The 17355-nt window shown below is 28.9% G+C and carries 16 protein-coding genes and 1 pseudogene; 14 read left to right on the top strand and 3 right to left on the bottom strand.

Features of this window, described 5'->3' with window-relative positions; all coding sequences use genetic code 11:
- Positions 1-296: 296 nt before the first annotated feature.
- Complete coding sequence (gene glmM, locus EC501_RS16315) at positions 297-1649, bottom strand: phosphoglucosamine mutase (RefSeq protein WP_122973407.1); 1353 nt, start codon at positions 1647-1649, stop codon at positions 297-299.
- Positions 1650-1879: 230 nt separating this feature from the next.
- Between glmM and EC501_RS16310 the strand changes: the two genes are divergently transcribed.
- Together EC501_RS16310 and EC501_RS16305 are read left to right on the top strand one after the other, a co-directional pair.
- Complete coding sequence (locus EC501_RS16310) at positions 1880-3163, top strand: helix-turn-helix domain-containing protein (protein WP_158599734.1); 1284 nt, start codon at positions 1880-1882, stop codon at positions 3161-3163.
- Between the two features lie 147 nt (positions 3164-3310).
- Complete coding sequence (locus EC501_RS16305; protein ID WP_241559382.1) at positions 3311-3922, top strand: Type 1 glutamine amidotransferase-like domain-containing protein; 612 nt, start codon at positions 3311-3313, stop codon at positions 3920-3922.
- Between the two features lie 29 nt (positions 3923-3951).
- On the opposite strand, the pseudogene EC501_RS16300 reads toward EC501_RS16305, so the two are convergent.
- A pseudogene (locus EC501_RS16300) lies at positions 3952-4964 on the bottom strand (IS1595 family transposase).
- A 595-nt stretch (positions 4965-5559) separates the two neighbouring features.
- On the opposite strand from EC501_RS16300, the gene EC501_RS16295 reads away from it, so the two are divergent.
- From EC501_RS16295 to EC501_RS16240, 12 genes are all read left to right on the top strand, one after another.
- Positions 5560-5907, top strand: coding sequence for a cupin domain-containing protein (locus EC501_RS16295; protein WP_241559381.1), 348 nt, complete (start codon positions 5560-5562; stop codon positions 5905-5907).
- Between the two features lie 12 nt (positions 5908-5919).
- Positions 5920-7077 carry a sedoheptulose 7-phosphate cyclase gene (locus tag EC501_RS16290; RefSeq protein WP_122973405.1) on the top strand — a complete coding sequence of 386 codons (1158 nt, stop codon included), beginning with the start codon at positions 5920-5922 and terminating at the stop codon, positions 7075-7077.
- Positions 7077-8315, top strand: coding sequence for a class-III pyridoxal-phosphate-dependent aminotransferase (locus EC501_RS16285; protein ID WP_122973404.1), 1239 nt, complete (start codon positions 7077-7079; stop codon positions 8313-8315). The genes EC501_RS16290 and EC501_RS16285 overlap by 1 nt, the downstream gene beginning before the upstream one ends.
- A complete protein-coding gene (locus EC501_RS16280; protein ID WP_122973403.1) occupies positions 8306-9241 on the top strand; it encodes a sugar phosphate isomerase/epimerase family protein in 936 nt (311 codons plus the stop codon). Before EC501_RS16285 ends, EC501_RS16280 begins: the two co-directional genes overlap by 10 nt.
- Positions 9238-9903 (top strand): LbetaH domain-containing protein, encoded by a 666-nt coding sequence (locus EC501_RS16275; protein WP_122973402.1) that lies wholly within the window; start codon positions 9238-9240, stop codon positions 9901-9903. Before EC501_RS16280 ends, EC501_RS16275 begins: the two co-directional genes overlap by 4 nt.
- Before the next feature lie 10 nt (positions 9904-9913).
- Positions 9914-10810, top strand: coding sequence for an alcohol dehydrogenase catalytic domain-containing protein (locus tag EC501_RS16270; RefSeq protein WP_122973401.1), 897 nt, complete (start codon positions 9914-9916; stop codon positions 10808-10810).
- A gap of 1 nt (position 10811) precedes the next feature.
- Positions 10812-11780, top strand: coding sequence for an ROK family protein (locus tag EC501_RS16265; protein ID WP_122973400.1), 969 nt, complete (start codon positions 10812-10814; stop codon positions 11778-11780).
- A complete protein-coding gene (locus EC501_RS16260; RefSeq protein WP_122973399.1) occupies positions 11777-12400 on the top strand; it encodes an NUDIX hydrolase in 624 nt (207 codons plus the stop codon). The genes EC501_RS16265 and EC501_RS16260 overlap by 4 nt, the downstream gene beginning before the upstream one ends.
- Before the next feature lie 45 nt (positions 12401-12445).
- On the top strand, positions 12446-13666 hold the full coding sequence (locus EC501_RS16255) for an MFS transporter (RefSeq protein ID WP_122973398.1): 1221 nt from the start codon (positions 12446-12448) through the stop codon (positions 13664-13666).
- Positions 13667-13745: 79 nt separating this feature from the next.
- Positions 13746-14867 carry an ATP-grasp domain-containing protein gene (locus EC501_RS16250; protein WP_122973397.1) on the top strand — a complete coding sequence of 374 codons (1122 nt, stop codon included), beginning with the start codon at positions 13746-13748 and terminating at the stop codon, positions 14865-14867.
- A gap of 5 nt (positions 14868-14872) precedes the next feature.
- Entirely contained in the window at positions 14873-16024 is a 1152-nt protein-coding gene (locus EC501_RS16245; protein WP_158599733.1) for an ATP-grasp domain-containing protein, read from the top strand.
- Positions 16021-17190, top strand: coding sequence for an ATP-grasp domain-containing protein (locus EC501_RS16240; protein WP_122973395.1), 1170 nt, complete (start codon positions 16021-16023; stop codon positions 17188-17190). Before EC501_RS16245 ends, EC501_RS16240 begins: the two co-directional genes overlap by 4 nt.
- A gap of 74 nt (positions 17191-17264) precedes the next feature.
- On the opposite strand, the gene EC501_RS16235 is transcribed toward EC501_RS16240, so the two are convergent.
- The coding region (locus tag EC501_RS16235; RefSeq protein WP_148037831.1) for an IS3 family transposase at positions 17265-17355 on the bottom strand (91 nt) is incomplete at its 5' end.

The following is a 17355-nucleotide window of genomic DNA, read 5'->3' as shown; positions in this document are numbered from 1 at the left end:
TTAATCCTGGAATATTCATGTTAAAATTCATTTGCACGTATCACCTTTCATTGCTTGTTTCTCGACAATTCAAGTATATAGAAATCGGTGATTACGTGCTTTTTTATTTATGAAATTTTTTAAACCCCAACAAATATTATAGAGCCGTTTTTTTAGTAAATTTAACCATATAAAAACTGCAGCTCCGATTGTTAGATTTTTCTAACAATTGGGGTGCAGTTCACCTTTGACGAGTTATTTTAGTTATAATTTTTATATATTAGATATTATGATAATCCATTGAAATAAACAAAGTATTAAGCTAATTTAGATTCAATTATTAATTTTAAATCATTTAAGTCAGGAATTAAGTTTTCAATAGAATCTCCTTGTATTAATATTCTTATAATTGGTTCTGTTCCTGATGGACGTATTAGTAATTTCTTGTTATCATCTAATTTATTTTGTATTTGAGTAATCTTTTCTATTATACCATCTACTCGGTTAAATAAATGCTTTTTCTTGTTGCTTACTTTAGCATCAAGAGAGAATTGGGGATAATTAATCATTACTTCTGATAATTCGCTTAATGATTTATTCATTCTTTTTATTACAGTAAGTAACATTAAAGCTGTTATTAGTCCATCACTAGATGTTGAATAATCTCCAAAAACAATATGTCCAGACCGCTCTCCCCCTAAACTATATCTTTTTTCTCTCATCATTTCGATTACATTACGATCTCCAACATCTGTTTTTATTAATAAACAATTTTCTTTTTTAATTGCAACTTCTAAACCGATGTTACTTGCAATTGTAGTAACTACGGTATTCTTTTTCAATTTTTTTACAAATTTCAAGTATTTTGTAAATATAGCTAAAAATGTATCACCATTTATTATGGTTCCATTTTCATCAATTGCAATTAGTCTATCGGCATCCCCATCAAAGGCGATGCCTAAATCGCTTTTTGTTTCTAATACTACCCTTTTTAGTGCATCTGGGTGAAGTGAGCCACAATCTAAATTTATATTCTTCCCTGATGGGTTGTCATTAATGGTAATAACTTCTGCACCTAATTTTTTCAATAATATTGGGCCAGTTTTATAAGCAGCCCCATTTCCACAGTCGATGGCTATTTTGGTGTTATTTAAATTTAATGGAAAGTTTAAATTTAAATAAGATAAGTAATCTAATAAGCCTTTTTTATATAATTTACTATTTCCGATATTATCAAAAGATGAATTAATTACTATATTATCTATGTTGTTCAAAATATTTTCTATTTCAAATTCCATTTTATTTGATAATTTATAACCTTGTTTATCAAATACTTTTATCCCATTATATTCATAGGAATTATGTGAAGCAGTAATCATAAATCCCCCGTCTAGATTGTAATGTTTCGTTAGAAAAGCAACAACAGGAGAAGGCACTATGTCCAAATTAACAACATTTGCACCGGTTGAACAAATACCAGAAATTAAAGCTGATTCAAACATTTTCCCTGATAAACGTGTATCTCGGCCAACACAAAACGTTTTACCTAATGGTAAACCGTTTGATAAATAGTATACACTCGCTCTTGCGATATTATAAACCAGAGTACAATCTAAGTCTTGATTTACTATTCCTCTTACTCCATCAGTTCCGAAAAACTTTGTTTCCAATTATTTCACCTCAATAAATATATTTTGAATATCCCTCGGAAAACTCTATGTTGCTATTATTTTAATTTTATCAATAAAGTTAAATTAATAGTGTATTAATAGTTGGGAAACCTCACAGAAAATAATTATATTCTATTAAACAAAAAAAAAGAGTGTTTACCTAAAAATGGAAAATAGTGATATAAAATAGTAATATAATATATTAAATGAAAGATAAATGGAGGTTTTGTATGAAAAATATTGGACATTTTATTAAAGAAGAGAGAATTAGACAAAATCTTAAACAATCATTTTTAGCAAAAGGAATTTGTTCAATTTCTTATCTAAGTAAAATAGAAAATCATGATATCCAAGCTAGTGATGAGGTTATCTCATTATTATTAAAAAAATTAAATAAGGATATAGACAGAATTCGAATATTAAGTCATGAAGAAGAGAAAATTTTAAAAGAAGAGCTGTTAGAAATTTATGAAGTGATAACAATAAATAAAAATCAAATTTTTGCTATAGAAAAGATTAAAAGCATAGAAAAAAAATTTAGTAGTATTTTAGCAGGACAGAACCTAATAATTTATAAAAACCTAGTTGTTTTAAGACTATTTTTATCGTTAGGAGATAAAGAAAATTGTGAAAAATACATTGATAAAATTTTAAAGTCAGAGTATAAATTGGATGAATTTCAACAATATTTATTTTTTAAACTTAAAGCGATCTTTTTTTATCAATATCAAAATAAAAAAATGTCTCTTTATTATATTGAAGCAATTGATAAAAATTATATTCTTTCTCCCATAGAAGAAGCGGATTTTAACTATGTTAGTGGATTAATATATCTTGTAAATAATCAAATTATAGATGCAATTGAGAAGCTGAATCTTTCAGCAGAATATTTTAGTAAAAATTTTCATATGAAACGTGCTGTCGAGTGTTATATAAGCATAGGTATAGCATATAAAAAAGCAAATCTTATACAAAAATCTGAGAACAATTACTTATTAGCAATGAAAATAGTGAATGAATTAAAATTAAATGAATTCAAAGGAATTATTTATCATAATATTGGTTCACTTTATTCTCTAAAGGGTGATAGTAAGAGAGCAATTGATTATTATCGAAAAAGTATTGAAAATAAGCAGGATAATTCAGAGAAATTAGTAACGGTATTATATATTCTCAAAGAACTTATAAAACATAAATCTACTGAAACTGAACAAAAATACTGGATAGCATTTGGAGAAAAAATTTGCGATACCAATAAATTATTCCAATGTGAATATGAAAATCATTTTAGTATTTTTAAAGAATTACTTGAAAATCGTCTAAGCGAAAAAACTATTAAAAAGTCATTGAATTTTTTTAAGGAAAAACAGGACTACGAACATTTAAGTTATTATAATAATATATTTGGTGAGTATTTCTTTAATAAGGGTAGATATAAAATAGCTGCAAATCATTATAAAAATGCTTATTTTTATTTAGGGGGCAATAAATTTGAGCGGGTAGGAAATCATTAAAAATAATTTGTTATTTTGGTGTTGATAGAATTACGCTGTTTTCGTAAAGAATGTTGTTTTTTGATGAAAATTTCTGATTCTCTATTTTTTCTGGTAAAATAAGGATATTTTTAATACGAAATAGAGAATAGAATGGGGTTGATTATAGTGAAATTGTTACTAACCTCCAATGGTTTTTACAATGATGCTATCAAAGAGAAATTTTTAAAACTCATTAAGGGCAAACCTAACGAACTGGACGTTGCTATTATCACAACTGCATCGCCACAAAAGGATAATAATAGGTTTGCTCAGAAGGCAAAAGAGGACTTTAAGGATATGGGATTTCAAAACATCGATTTCATTAATATAGAGTTTGATAACCCAAAAAGTCTTGCACATAAAGATGTCATATACATCAATGGTGGTAATCCATTTAATTTGTTATTTCATACTAAACAGAGTGGGGCAGATAGTGTCTTTCGAGATTTAGTGAACAAAAATGTTGTTATTGTAGGTGTAAGTGCTGGTGCTGTTCTACTTGGTCCAAACATTAAAGTCGTTCATTTCTTCACACCGCAAATGAATACATTAAATACTAAGGATTTTTCTGCATTAGGCTTAACGGACAAACTTGTTTTTCCTCACTATGACCGAGAAGATTTGTTCAAGGATAGTACAAACAATACAATTGAAGATAGACTAAAAGAATTTGAAATACTTGAAGGGTGCGAAGTTACAAGATTAAAGGATGATGAATATATCACAATAGAAAAGTAAATTATTGACCTCTACTTAGAGGTCTTTTATTATGCACTTCTTCTGAACATCTCAACTGTCGTATAGTTAGATTTATGGACAGCACTAAATAAAAGTTGCTTCACTCGTTCTTTGTGAGCCACCTTTTTACTATGTTCAAGGTATCTGAACCAAAACAAGTAGTTATCAAGATATTTGGTTGCCACACCTTGAAAACGATTCATAAATTGTTTTAGCCGCTTGTGATAAGCATTGACGTGTTGAATGTGGAAGATAGATTTTTTCACATAAATCCCTTTCCGCACATTCACCATTTCGTGCTGCAATCCCTTATATTTTGCGAACTTCTTGTAGTTTGTCGCTGTATCAGAGCATAACAAAGCAGAGGTGTCGATATAATCTCCTAACACCCTATCTATATCTGTTGATTTAATACGACCTTTTCCAGCCATTTGAGAGATGACTTGTCCATTTCGGTCTTGTGCGACAAGAACGCAAACCTGTTCTTTTGAGATGCCTCTTTTAGTAGCGACACCGCCACGCTTACGAGGTTTTCTGTGAATAATAGACTTCTTCCCTTTGTCACTTTCCAAGAAAAAGGTTTCATCACTTTCAACAATCCCTTTTAAGTTTGATTGCCTAATGAACGGAGAGCATTCAAGATTTCATGTCGCCAATAAAAAGCCGTAGAAATATGGATTCCTAAAGCCTCAGAGATTTTAGGTAGTGTATAACCTTCTACCATCATTTCAAAGTATTTAAGCCATTTATGAGGGTATCGAGAACCTGCCAATGGAGTATTGGTCATATCGTTAAAAGTCTTTCCACAGTCCTTGCACAAATATCGTTGTCTCGCACGATATTTGCCATTCTTCTTGACCGATACGCTTCCACAATGAAGGCAAGCCAAACCGCTAGAAAAACGAGTTTCACGAATATCTTTTAACAGCTCCGAAATATCTTCTCGTTCTTCTGGAAATAGGTCTTGTTTCATCGCTTCATACAACGCTAATTGTTCTGTTCTTGATAGGTCACTAAAATCACGATAAACGTGTCTCCACATATCCGAACACATCCATAAATGGCATTATATCAGCCTATTTATAGTATGGTCAAATAGCCACAATTTATACGAAAACAGCGTAGAATTAAAAAGAGAGAGTTATAAGACTACATACAATAAATAGATTTTGAGTGTACTATTCCTAATGGAAGAAACCCTCATTCCGGTTAGAGTAGAAGACAAAAATTTTTTAGACCAGTTACTGTTATTTTTTCAGTGACTGGTTATTTAATTTGTTTTTAGTTCGAGTATTGTTACACAATATTATACTTTTTCAATAAAAATGTACCGACATTATTTCAAGAAAGTCCAATCAGATCGACATATAGAAATTAATAGTAGTGTTCTTTTATGAGGAACTCGAAATCCAATTATTTTTAATTTATTTTATACAAGATGGATAAAACTAAATATCATCTTTAAAGAAAGAAGGATAAATAAATATAGTTTACAGAATAATGTGAAACTTCATTTAAAATTATGGAGATTTAAGATAACTTTAAGATCCCAGTTTCCCAATTTAACAATTTTGTAAATTATTGTAAAGTTGTTGTAAAATATTACTATATAATTTTTAAATATTAGAGGTATTTATATGCACAAAAATATTTATTCATTAAACCCAGTTATCGAGAAAAATTGTCATGGAGGTGAAGGTGAAATTCAATTTAGAAGATTGTTTGAAAAAAATTCTTTTGAGACAAAAATTGACTTTATTGATTTTTCTATAATCCCTCCAAATAGTACCATAGGGTATCATGCACATTCGAATAATGAAGAAATCTATTTTATTTTAGAAGGAGAGGGTGAAATGATTGTTAATGGAACAGAATTTTTAGTAAAGAAGGGAGATATAGTTATAAATTCACAATATTCTTCCCATGGCTTAAGAAATATTGGGAGTAAAGATATTAAATTATTAGTATTTCAAGTATCAAATTAAGGAGAATCGCATATGGTTTTAAAGTTAAATAATAAAATTACAGCTAACTATAAAAAAGAATTTTCATATGATGTTTATTTTGAAGATGATATGTTCAATATAAAAAATCCTTTGATTAAACAGGTTACTAATAATAGGAAATTAATTATTATCATGAGTAAAACTGTAGAAAGATTATACTACGATAAAATCATGAATTACTTCCAGTTTAATAATTTTGATTACAGTGTACTTACAATTGAAACAGGCGAAGAGAATAAAACGTTACAGAATATTGAAAATATTGTATCTTTTTGTAATCAGAAAAATGCAGATAGAAAGACTATACTTATTGGTATAGGTGGCGGAATTTTATTAGATATGGTTGGATTTGCTGCCTCAATGGTTCGTAGGAAACTTGATTATATTAGAATTCCCACTACTTTAGTAGGACAGATAGATGCTGGTATTGGAATAAAAACAGGAGTCAATTTTGAAAAGAAAAAAAATTATATAGGTTCTTTCTATCCACCTATTGCTTGCCTTAATGATATATCTTTTTTATATACTTTATCTGAATTAAATATTATTTGTGGCTTAGCAGAAATAATAAAGATGGGAATTATAGTTGATAAATCACTCATTTTATTAATCGAGGCAAACAAAGAAAGTTTACTCAAAAGTTATCGAACTCAAGGCCAAGAAAATGTAACCATTAATATACTTGCAACAATAGATATGCTAGATGAATTAAAGCCCAATTTTTATGAAGAAAATCTAGAACGTCTAGTAGACTTTGGCCATACTTTTAGCCCCTATATTGAGGAGAAGTCAAATTATGAAATTCCACATGGGATAGCGGTAGGACTGGATATCGCTTTATCCACCGAAATATCGTATCTTAAAAAATATCTAAAAAAGGAAGATCGTGAGAGAATACTTAAATTATTATTAGAATGCAAATTAGATATTTATAACACTAAGACATTTAATACAGTAGAGTTAAAAAAATCTTTAGATCGAATAGAATTACATAGAGGGGGAGACCTTAATCTAGTAGTGCCTGAAAAAATTGGTAGTGCCATATTTGTAAAAGATAAAAGCGAAGTGACAATAGAATTGTTACAAACAGCTATTAATAATCTGAAAATGTACCAAGAAAAATATAAACTAAGTGAGGTAAATTACTAATGAAAACAGTTCAAAAAGAATACTACAATTACTTAACTAAGAATACTTGGCCAAACTCATATACTGAATTAGCAGTTAGGGGGGAGGGACTATATTTTTGGGATGAAAAGGGAAAAAAATATATGGATTTTTCTAGCCAAACTTTAAATCTACTATTAGGGCAATGCTACCCAGCAATTGTGGAAGCAATTGTAAATCAAGCAAAAAATTTAACGTATGTCTCAAGTAGATTTGGAACAAATGTATATTTAGAGGCAGCAAAATTACTTCAAAAAATTGCACCTAAAGATTTATCAAAAGTGAATATAAAAATGTGTGACGGATCAGATGCTAATGAAACAGCAGTGAAAACTGCTAGGAAATACACAGGGAAATCAGGTGTTATCACTTTTAATGGCATACATACAGGTCAGACAACTCAAACCATACAATTAAGAGGTTATGATAGAAATCCTAGAACATTGATTGGTAATGAAGAAGATGTATATTTTGTTCACCCACCTGAATGTAAAACAACAAATGATTATTTAAATACTCTAGATGAAGTTAGGAACCTTTTAGAAAATAACAATAATATTGCTGCAATATTAGTTGATCCAATAATGGTAAATGCAGGTGTTTTAGTTAATGAAGGTACTAAAGAATATCTCCAAGGATTAAATCAACTTTGTGTTGAGTATGGAGTCTTATTTATATTAGATGAGAATCAATCTTTTGGTTGGGTTCCAGGACTTTTTGCTACAAATTATTTTGATTTGAATCCAGATATAATTACACTAGGGAAAGGTTTATCGGGTGGCCACCCTCTTGCAGGTGTAATAATTAAAGAAAATTTTGATGGAGTGCTTGATTATAACGAGGCAGACTTTACTCATGGAGGTCATCCGCTTACTTGTGCCGCAACTGTTGCAACATTAAATACATTAATAAATAAAGATTTTTATATAAAAGAGAAGTCAGAATTTTTAGAAAAACATATGGTAGAATTTATTTCAAATACCTCCTTAAAAATAAAACACCGAGGTATAGGACTTATTCAATGTTTAGATTTCTCTAATCTTGATAATTCAGAAGAGAAATTAGCATTTTTTTATAATAAGCTTTTAGAAAAAGGGATATTTTTACGTATGTATAAAAATAAATTAATATTTAAACCTTCAATTATAGTAACTTATGAAGAAATTCAAAAGTTATTTGACATAATAAATAAAGTTGGAGCTGAAATAGAATGGAATTAGGCATCTTTACGCGTGTATTTCAAGAAAAAAATCTAGAAGAAACTTTTGAGTTAATAACACAGAAATATTCTATTAGGAATGTTGAATTAACAGCTAATAAAGGGAGTAGGCATATAAATTTAAGTGATCCAGATATTGATTATTTAGTAAAAATGGTAGATAAGTATAATGTTAAGATTACTGCATTATCTATGCACAGAGATACACAGTTAATTATGGGCCCTCATGGAAAAGCAACAAAACATTTTTTTGATGGTTCAATGGATGAACAAATTGAATATGGGATAAAAATTACAAAGAAAGCTGCTGAAATTGCAAAAGAACTTAATATACCTATGGTTATAGGAAATTTAGGTGCTATAAATTTCTCTGAATTATTTGAGTGGCCAAATAAAAATGGTTGGAAGGAACAACAAGAAATTGCAAAGGAAAGATGGTATCCAATTCTAGAATACTATGAGAAGAAGGGTATTAAATTTGCACATGAGCTTGGCCCACAGCAAATTGCTTATAATTTAGAGACTGCTGAAGAAATACTTGAAAAATTAGATTTCATAGACTCTCTTGGTTTTTGTATCGATCCCTCACAACTACTTTATACGGGTGTTGATACATCGGTTTGTATAGAGAGACTTAATAAAAGAGTATTTAATTTCCATGCCAAAGATGGAGAGTTTACACAGCATTTAAAAACATCTGGATGGTTGCCACATGGAGATATAAATCGTTTAAATCGAGGTTATAGAAATAGAATTCCAGGTTGGGGCTCTTCAGATTGGAGAAAAATAATGACTTCCTTAAAGATTATTAAATATAGTGGCCCTATATCCATTGAAATCGAAGATCCTTTTGTGGATGCAGATGAAGCTTTAAATAAGACTATTGAATACTTAAGACCCTTACTATTTAAAGGAGATATTAGATGATTTCATTAGCAAAACACATAGATTATAGGGAGTTCAGACACAAAAAATTTGTTAGTAAATATGATACCAAACCTTGGGAAATATTAAATAATTTAAGTGACTATATATTACAGATTACAGCGGGGAATATTAATTCAGATCCATATATAGCAGAAAAAAATGCATATATTAATAACGAAAATATTTTTATTGGTAAAGGAACAATTATTGAGAGTGGAGCATATATTAAAGGCCCAGCTTATATAGGTGAAAATGTTAGAATCAGATCTGGGGCATATATAAGAGAAAATGTAATTATAGGTGATAATTGCAAAGTCGGACACGCATCTGAAATTAAGAATTCTATATTATTTGATGGTTTAAATGCTTCTCATTTTAACTATGTTGGTGATTCAATAGTTGGAAAAGACGTTAATCTTGGAGCGGGCGTTGTATGTTCCAATTATAAAAATTTACCTTATGGTTCGAATATAAGTTTGTATACATTTGAAGGAAGAATAGAAACTGGTCGTAATTTATTTGGGGCAATTATTGGAGACGGGTGTAAAATTGGGTGTAATAGCGTATTAAATCCAGGTTCATTTCTTGAAGAATCTGTAATAACATATTCAAATATTAATATTAGAGGATATATTGAAAAGAATACTATTATTAAAAAATAAGAGGTGAGTAATGAACAATATTTTAACAATAACTTCAGCAGAGATGGTTTCGCCAATGAAATTTAACTGGATTAAGCGGGAACATCAAATTGAGAATAGTGATTTAATTATAAAGGTATTACTTTGGGGGATATGTTCGTCTGATTACAAAACATTTAAAGAAGGTGACGGAAGGTATTTTGGCCATGAAATGGTGGGTAAAGTACTACAAGGAAATGAGTATTTTAAAGTAGGTTCATTAGTAGTACCATTTCATTCAAATGTTAATAATAGCAATAAAGAAGAATTTAATTATGAACTTGGTTTCAAAGATTATTTATATATACCACCTTCAAAATATGACAGTATTTTTACAATACCCAATACAAATGTTCCTGACAAATATGTATTTTTAGACTCGCTAGCTTGTGTTATTCATGCTCTAAAAATTACGGATCTATATAAAACTAGTAATCTGAATATTCTAATATTGGGTGAAGGATTTATTGCAAATTTATTTGCAGATATTTTATCTTCAGAGAAAAACAGAATAACTTTTTCATCAAGAAAAAAATCGATAAAACATTCAGGTAATTTCGATATTTGCATAGATACAACTGGAAGTAATCATTTTATTAATTTCCATCTTGATAATATTAGAAATAATGGTTTGCTATTGTGTTTTTGTAAACCGGATACTGATAACATGGATTTAAATAAGATTAGATTAAAGGAAATAAAACTTCAATATTCTCGATTTTGTAAAAGAGAAGATGTAATCACAGCGATCGAACAAATTTTAAATAATCGTATAAAATTTGATAAATATATTACTACTTACAATGGGGAAGAATATCTTCGAAAAGCGTTTGAAGATTTTGCTAATAAATCAATTATTCGTGGAGTAATTAGGATAGGGGAGGATTGATATGAAGATATTAGTTTTTGATATTGGGGGAACATCGTTTAGGAGGGCAATTTATGAGAATGGAACTATTAGTGGTTACAAAAAAACAGATTCCCCCAATTTTTTGAAATTTCCAGATAAAACAATTGATAAATTACAAGAAGAGTTAGTTACCGCTATTTTTAAAGAATATTTTAATATCTCTAAAGAAACTAATATTGATGGAGTAGCCATTTCTTTCCCAGGAATTGTTTATAATAACGAATTTATAAATGAAGCTGCAACATTATGGGGAAGATATAAAAAAACTCTAAACCTAAAGAAGATTTTAAATGATAGAATTTCTCTTCCTATTTATATTTTAAATGACGTTACTGCAGCTGGTTATAAAATTTCGAAGAATTATAAAAGGTTTTGTGTGATAACCATTAGCTCAGGAATTGGAAATAAAGTTTTTTGGGACGGGTATCCTCTATTAAACAACGGCCTAGGTGGAGAAATTGGTCATATAAATGTCGGACATTCAATAATGTGTAACTGCGGTAATATAGGTCATTTAGGTGCTGTTTCTTCAGGAAGGGGAGTAATTCAACTAGCAAATTTATTAAAAAATGAATTGTCAAACTATAAAGATTCTTCATTATTCAATCAGGATATTAATACTTTCAATTTGGTAAATGCTTTTAAAGAGGGAGACCTATTCGCAGAAGAAGTGATTAGGAAGAGTTTAAAGTATTTAGCCAACATAATTAATGTACATATTAACTCTTTAGGTATAACTAAATATGTATTAATAGGAGGTTTCGCTTTAGCGTTAGGTAAAAAATACAGAGATTTTTTAACTAATGAAATATTAAAATTAAATCCTTTTATTATTAATAATCCTGAAATGTTTGAGGAATTGATTATATTAGAGGAAAATACAGATACGCATTGTTTAGAGGGAGCAGGAATATTTGCGGAACTAAATAGAATTGAGGTACTTACATGAAACAGATAATTAAAATGTTAAATCAAATTAAAGGAATAACTCAAACTGGTTTAGCCTATTCTAAAGATCCTTATGATATTGAAAGGTATAAAGAATTGGAAGTAATTGCAAAAAATCTAATTTTACAATTAACTAATTTAGATATTGAAAAAATTAACCTTATTTTTTCAGCAGAAGAAGGTTATGCTACACCTAAAACAGATATTAGATGTGTTGTATTTAATACTAATAATCAGTTGTTATTAGTTAAGGAAAAAAGCGAAAATAGATGGGCTTTACCTGGAGGATGGGCAGATATTGGATTGTCTCCAAGTGAAGTCGCGGTTAAGGAAGCAAAAGAAGAAACAGGTTTGAAGGTTAATCCAAGTAAAGTTTTGGCAATTATGGATAAATTTAAACATAATCATGCTCCAGAATTTTCCTATATCTATAAGATTTTTATAAAGTGTGAAATAATTGGTGGAGAACTTTGTACAGGTTTAGAAACATCGGAAGTAGGGTTTTTTAATCTCGAACAAATTAAAAATTTAGACTTATCTACACGTCGAAATACCTTAGAGCAAATAGAGATGATGTTTGATTATCAAAATAAACCAAACAAACCTATATATTTTGATTAGGTCTATTATTTTAAGTATTTTCAGATTTACTAGGGAGGATATATTTTGTTTTTATCACTTCATCCTAATATAAGATTAAGAATTGTACTTTCATTTTTTAGTAAATTAATGGGTTCAATGATTTTCCCATTCATGGCCATTTATTTTTCTAAACTAATAAATCCATTTTCAGCGAGTATAATAATAACTTTGCAGTTAATTTTACAATTAGTTATTAGTTTATATGGAGGTTTCTTATCTGATATATTAGGTAGAAAAAAATTGATGGTAATGGGTGAATTACTTAAATTCTTATCTTTTGTAGGTATGTTTATAACTACTTTCGGTTTTTATGGGGCAGATATATTAATGGTTGCTTCTTTTCTTTTAACAGGAATTTCTACGGGATTGTCAAGTCCAGCAGCGGAAGCTATGCTCATAGATCTAAGTAATCCTGATACAAGAACATTTATGTATGCTGTAAATTATTGGGCTAATAATCTCTCTATTACAATTGGGATAATAATCGGAGGATGGTTTTATACTACTCATTTTCCAGAATTATTAGTAGTTCTTACCATAATTTCATTTATTACCTTTTTAATTACTTTATTAGGAATAACAGAGACGTTAAGGGAAAGTTCTTCGAACAAACGGACCTTTTCCAGTGATTTAAAAGAAATGGTAAATAGTTATAAATATGTATTCAAAAATAGAGCGTTTGTTTTTTTTACAATTGCCGGTATTTCGATTTTAGGTATCGAGTTTCAAAGGAACAATTATATATCTGTAAATTTGTCGGAAAATTTTAAACATGTTGTTTTTTTTGGAAATGTAATTGATGGTGTAAGATTACTAAGTTTATTGACTGTTGAGAACACATTAATAATAGTTTTCCTAACTTCTTTTATTATTAAATTCGTAAACAATTCGAATATTGTAAGGTTTCTTTATACAGGATATTTATTATTTGGAATTGGATTTATAATATTTTCTTATTCACTTGAAATATATAGTTTAATTTTAGGTGTTTTAATATTATCAATAGGTGAAATAATTTATACGGCAACGAGACAAACTTTACTTGCAGATATAATTGGTAAAAATAATACTGGGTCATTTAGTGCTGTAAGTAGTATGACTTTTCATGTTGGCAAAATTATTGGTTCAATTAGTATAATTCTTGGGAACTATACAGGTAGTATTGGGATAGTGGTTTTAATTATTATATTATTAATAATTAATTTCTATACAACTAAAAAAGCTTTGGAGGTAAAAGAAAATTAGCATATTAATTCTTAATAGATCAAAAGAAATTGATACCCCATATATTGACTGGCTGATTAATTATGAACAAGAAATTATTTTGTTTTCAGATGAAAGGGCTGGAGACTATTTATCTAATCAATATAAATATGTAGAATATTTTACAAATTGGAGGCATAACGGCCTAATTGAGAAGAAGGCTTTGGAACTTCATGAAAAATACAATTTTAAATATATTATAGCAACTTCAGAGTCCGATATTGAGAGAGCTGCGCAATTGAGAGAATATTTAAATATTGATGGTCAAAATGTAGAAAGTGCTATTGCCTTCCGAAATAAGGTTGTTATGAAAGATATTCTCCTCAAAGCTGGGATTAGAGTTCCTAAATATAAAAAAGTGGAGAACCCATTGGATTTAGTAGGATTTGTTAAAGAGAACGGTTACCCTATTATATTAAAACCAATCAATGGTGCCGGTGCAGAAGAAACTTTTCTAATTCAAAATGAAAATAGTCTCGAAGATGCACTTAAAAATACTGGATTCCGCGAATTTGAAGTTGAAGAATTTATTGAAGGGGATGTTTATCATATAGATGGTATATGGGATGGTAATGATTTTCTTTTTGTTGTAGCTTCTAAGTATATAAATTCACTTATAAATTTTAGGGATGATAGTATTATCGGTAGTTTTATATTACCCGAAGGAAACTTATCAGAACAATTAATTAGATATACAAAAGAAGTTTTGATTGCTTTACCTACTAATTCTACCATTGGTTTTCATTGCGAATTGTTTTTAACACCTAAAAAAGAAATCGTTCTATGTGAGATTGCAAGTAGAGTTGGCGGAGCAAAAGTTGTTAAGATGATAGAAAGCATGTACGGATTCAACTTACAAGAAAAAACTTTACATTCTCAAATAAATAAGTATTTTGATATTCAAAAAACTATTAAAAATAAGAGGAATTATGAAATAGTAGGATTTCTTTTGTTATTATCAAGAGAGGGCTTCCTCGTGGATATACCGAGGAAACTTCCTTCAAAAAAAATTATTGAATACAATTTGAATCTAAAAAATAATAGACAATATAATTCTCCTAAAAGAGTGATTGATTCAATAGCGTCGGTCGTATTGTATGGTGATAACGAAGAAGAATTTTTAAAGGAAATTAAAGAAATAAAAAATTACTTTGAAAATATGACGCTATGGAAAGAAGGGTAATTAAAATGAACATAATGTTTAGCCATCCTTATAGGTTGGATATGATAACCAAACAAGAAAATGAAGTAATTATGGCAATGTTAACACCTGATTATATAAATGATAAAAAAACATCAGAAAAAATCGATATACCTGTCTTCACTACAAATGAAAACAGGTTAAGAGATATGATGTATATAATAGAAAACGGTTCTCTTAAACCGGATGTTTTAATTTTTAATGCTCCTACAGATGAAGAAAGTCTTAGTGAAGCGAAGTTGATTGAGAAAATACAGAGCTTGGGAATTATAGTAGTTGGTCAATCCTTAAAAAGTTGTCAGATTTGCAACAATAAAGAGATAACAAAAAAATGGTTAGAATCGTATGGATTCCCAACTGCTGATTCATTTGATATTAAGCAAGTAACTGAGGATGATTTGCCTATTGTATTAAAAGAAGTAGAAAATTCAAGTGGTCATGGAATTTCTCTAGTTTCAACAATTGAAGAATTAAACAAATTTAAAGGAAAGAATGTAATAGCAGAAAAATATATTGAAGGAATTGAAATGTCTGTGCAAGTTGTTTGTAAATCAAGTAAATATTTAGTTTCTCCACCTGTATATAAAGAAAAGACAGATATAGACATGATTCACCCATTAAAAAAACTACGAATTTTCCCTAATCCATGGAAACAAGAATTATTAAACCCTCAATTAAAACAAGTAGCTTTAGAAATTTCTCAAGCTCTATGTGAAAATGGAATCATAGATATTGACTTTATTGTAGTAAATGAGAATGAATTTTATATTCTTGAAATTAATAGTAGATTATCAGGTGTTTCACGAATGATTAATATTGATGGCTTGAATACGATGAATTTATTGTTAGAGATAGCGAGAAATAAAGATTTACCTTCGCTACATGAAAAATACAAAATAACACTTGAAATTCCTATTCAAGCACAAGTAACGATGGAGAATTTAAATTCTTCATCAAATATTGACTATATTTATGTAAGACCAGATCAGAATGACTTAAGAAGAAGGATATTGATTTCGGGAGACACAAGGGAAGAAATAATACAGAAGGGATTAGAGTTAATTCAAGAAGGTGTTTTAAATATAAAATATGTTAAAAAGATACAGAGCTTATTAGGAAGCGGAGGTTTCGTATATTGAAAAAAAGAGTTATCCTAATTAATGCGCATCCAAGTATCTTACAAAAAGCAAAAAATTTGAACCTAGAAGTACTTCATCTCTATACAAAAGATAATAGCTATAAATTAAATGATAATTTTATAAATATAGAAGTAGATTATGAAAAGATGGAAGAAGATTTATCCAAATTAGTAATTAAATTAAATAAAGAAAAAGAAATAAATTTCGTACTTAGTTTTTCAGAAACAGGCTTGATAATAATGGCATATCTTAATGAATTATTGGGGTTAAATTTTATAAATATAAAGACTATTGAAACTTTGAATAATAAAATATACCTTCGAGAAATGCTTAATAAAAACAACATATCCCCATTAAATTTTATGGAAGGAAATGATTTAAATGATGTGATTACCTTTTATGAAAATCACGGTCCTCCTTTTATTGTCAAACCAAAATCAGGATATGCTAGTAAATCAATTATTTTAATTGAAAATAAGAATGACATCCATAAGAAAGATTTTACACACGCATTTCCTGCTATAATAGAGGATTTTATTCAAGGGGATGAGTTTAGTGTTGAAAGTTTCTCTATAAATGGTCAACATTTTATTATAGGGATAACAAGTAAAGAGACCGATTCTAGTTTTGTAGAAAAATCTCATACAGTTCCTGCTATTTTAAATGTTAACGAAGAGAAGGCAATTAGCTTGATGATTAATAATATGTTAGATTTAGTTGAACTTAAAAATGGATGTGCTCATACCGAAATAAAGATCCACAACGGAATTCCAAAAATTATTGAATCGCATGCTAGACCCGGGGGAGATGGAATACCTGAATTAATACAACAAGTTTATGGATTCGATTTTTTCCTAGAAACAATGAAATTAGCAATGGGGGAATTTGATGATATTAGCTTCATGGAAGAGGGAGCTGCTTCCGTATGTTTTTTTTCATTTGCTAATGAAGGTATAATTTCTAATATAAATAAAGATATTTTAGAACATAAGAATATTATTAAATATCGACTAAGAGATGTTAATATAGGAGATAATATATTTCCAGTAAAAGAATCAAGTGACAGATTAGGGTATATTATGGTGAAAGAACTTACTCCTCAAAAAGCATTTAATCTCTCTCATAAATTAGCAGAAGAGCATTTGGAAATTGTTTTTAAAAAATAAGGTTTGTTCTTGAAATAATAGTACAAGAGTCCTTCATACTTAGTTTGGAATGTCAACACAAAACTGGACAACCTTTATAAGGACCTATTCTTGAATTCCACAGGCGTTAAATAGCCTAGTGTTCCGTGAATTCGAATGTTATTGAACCAATGAACATAATCATTA

The sequence above is a fragment of the Lysinibacillus halotolerans genome, from assembly GCF_003711845.1.
GTDB classification, from domain to species: Bacteria; Bacillota; Bacilli; order Bacillales_A; family Planococcaceae; genus Ureibacillus; species Ureibacillus halotolerans.
This window is presented reverse-complemented; position numbering and strand designations above follow the sequence as displayed.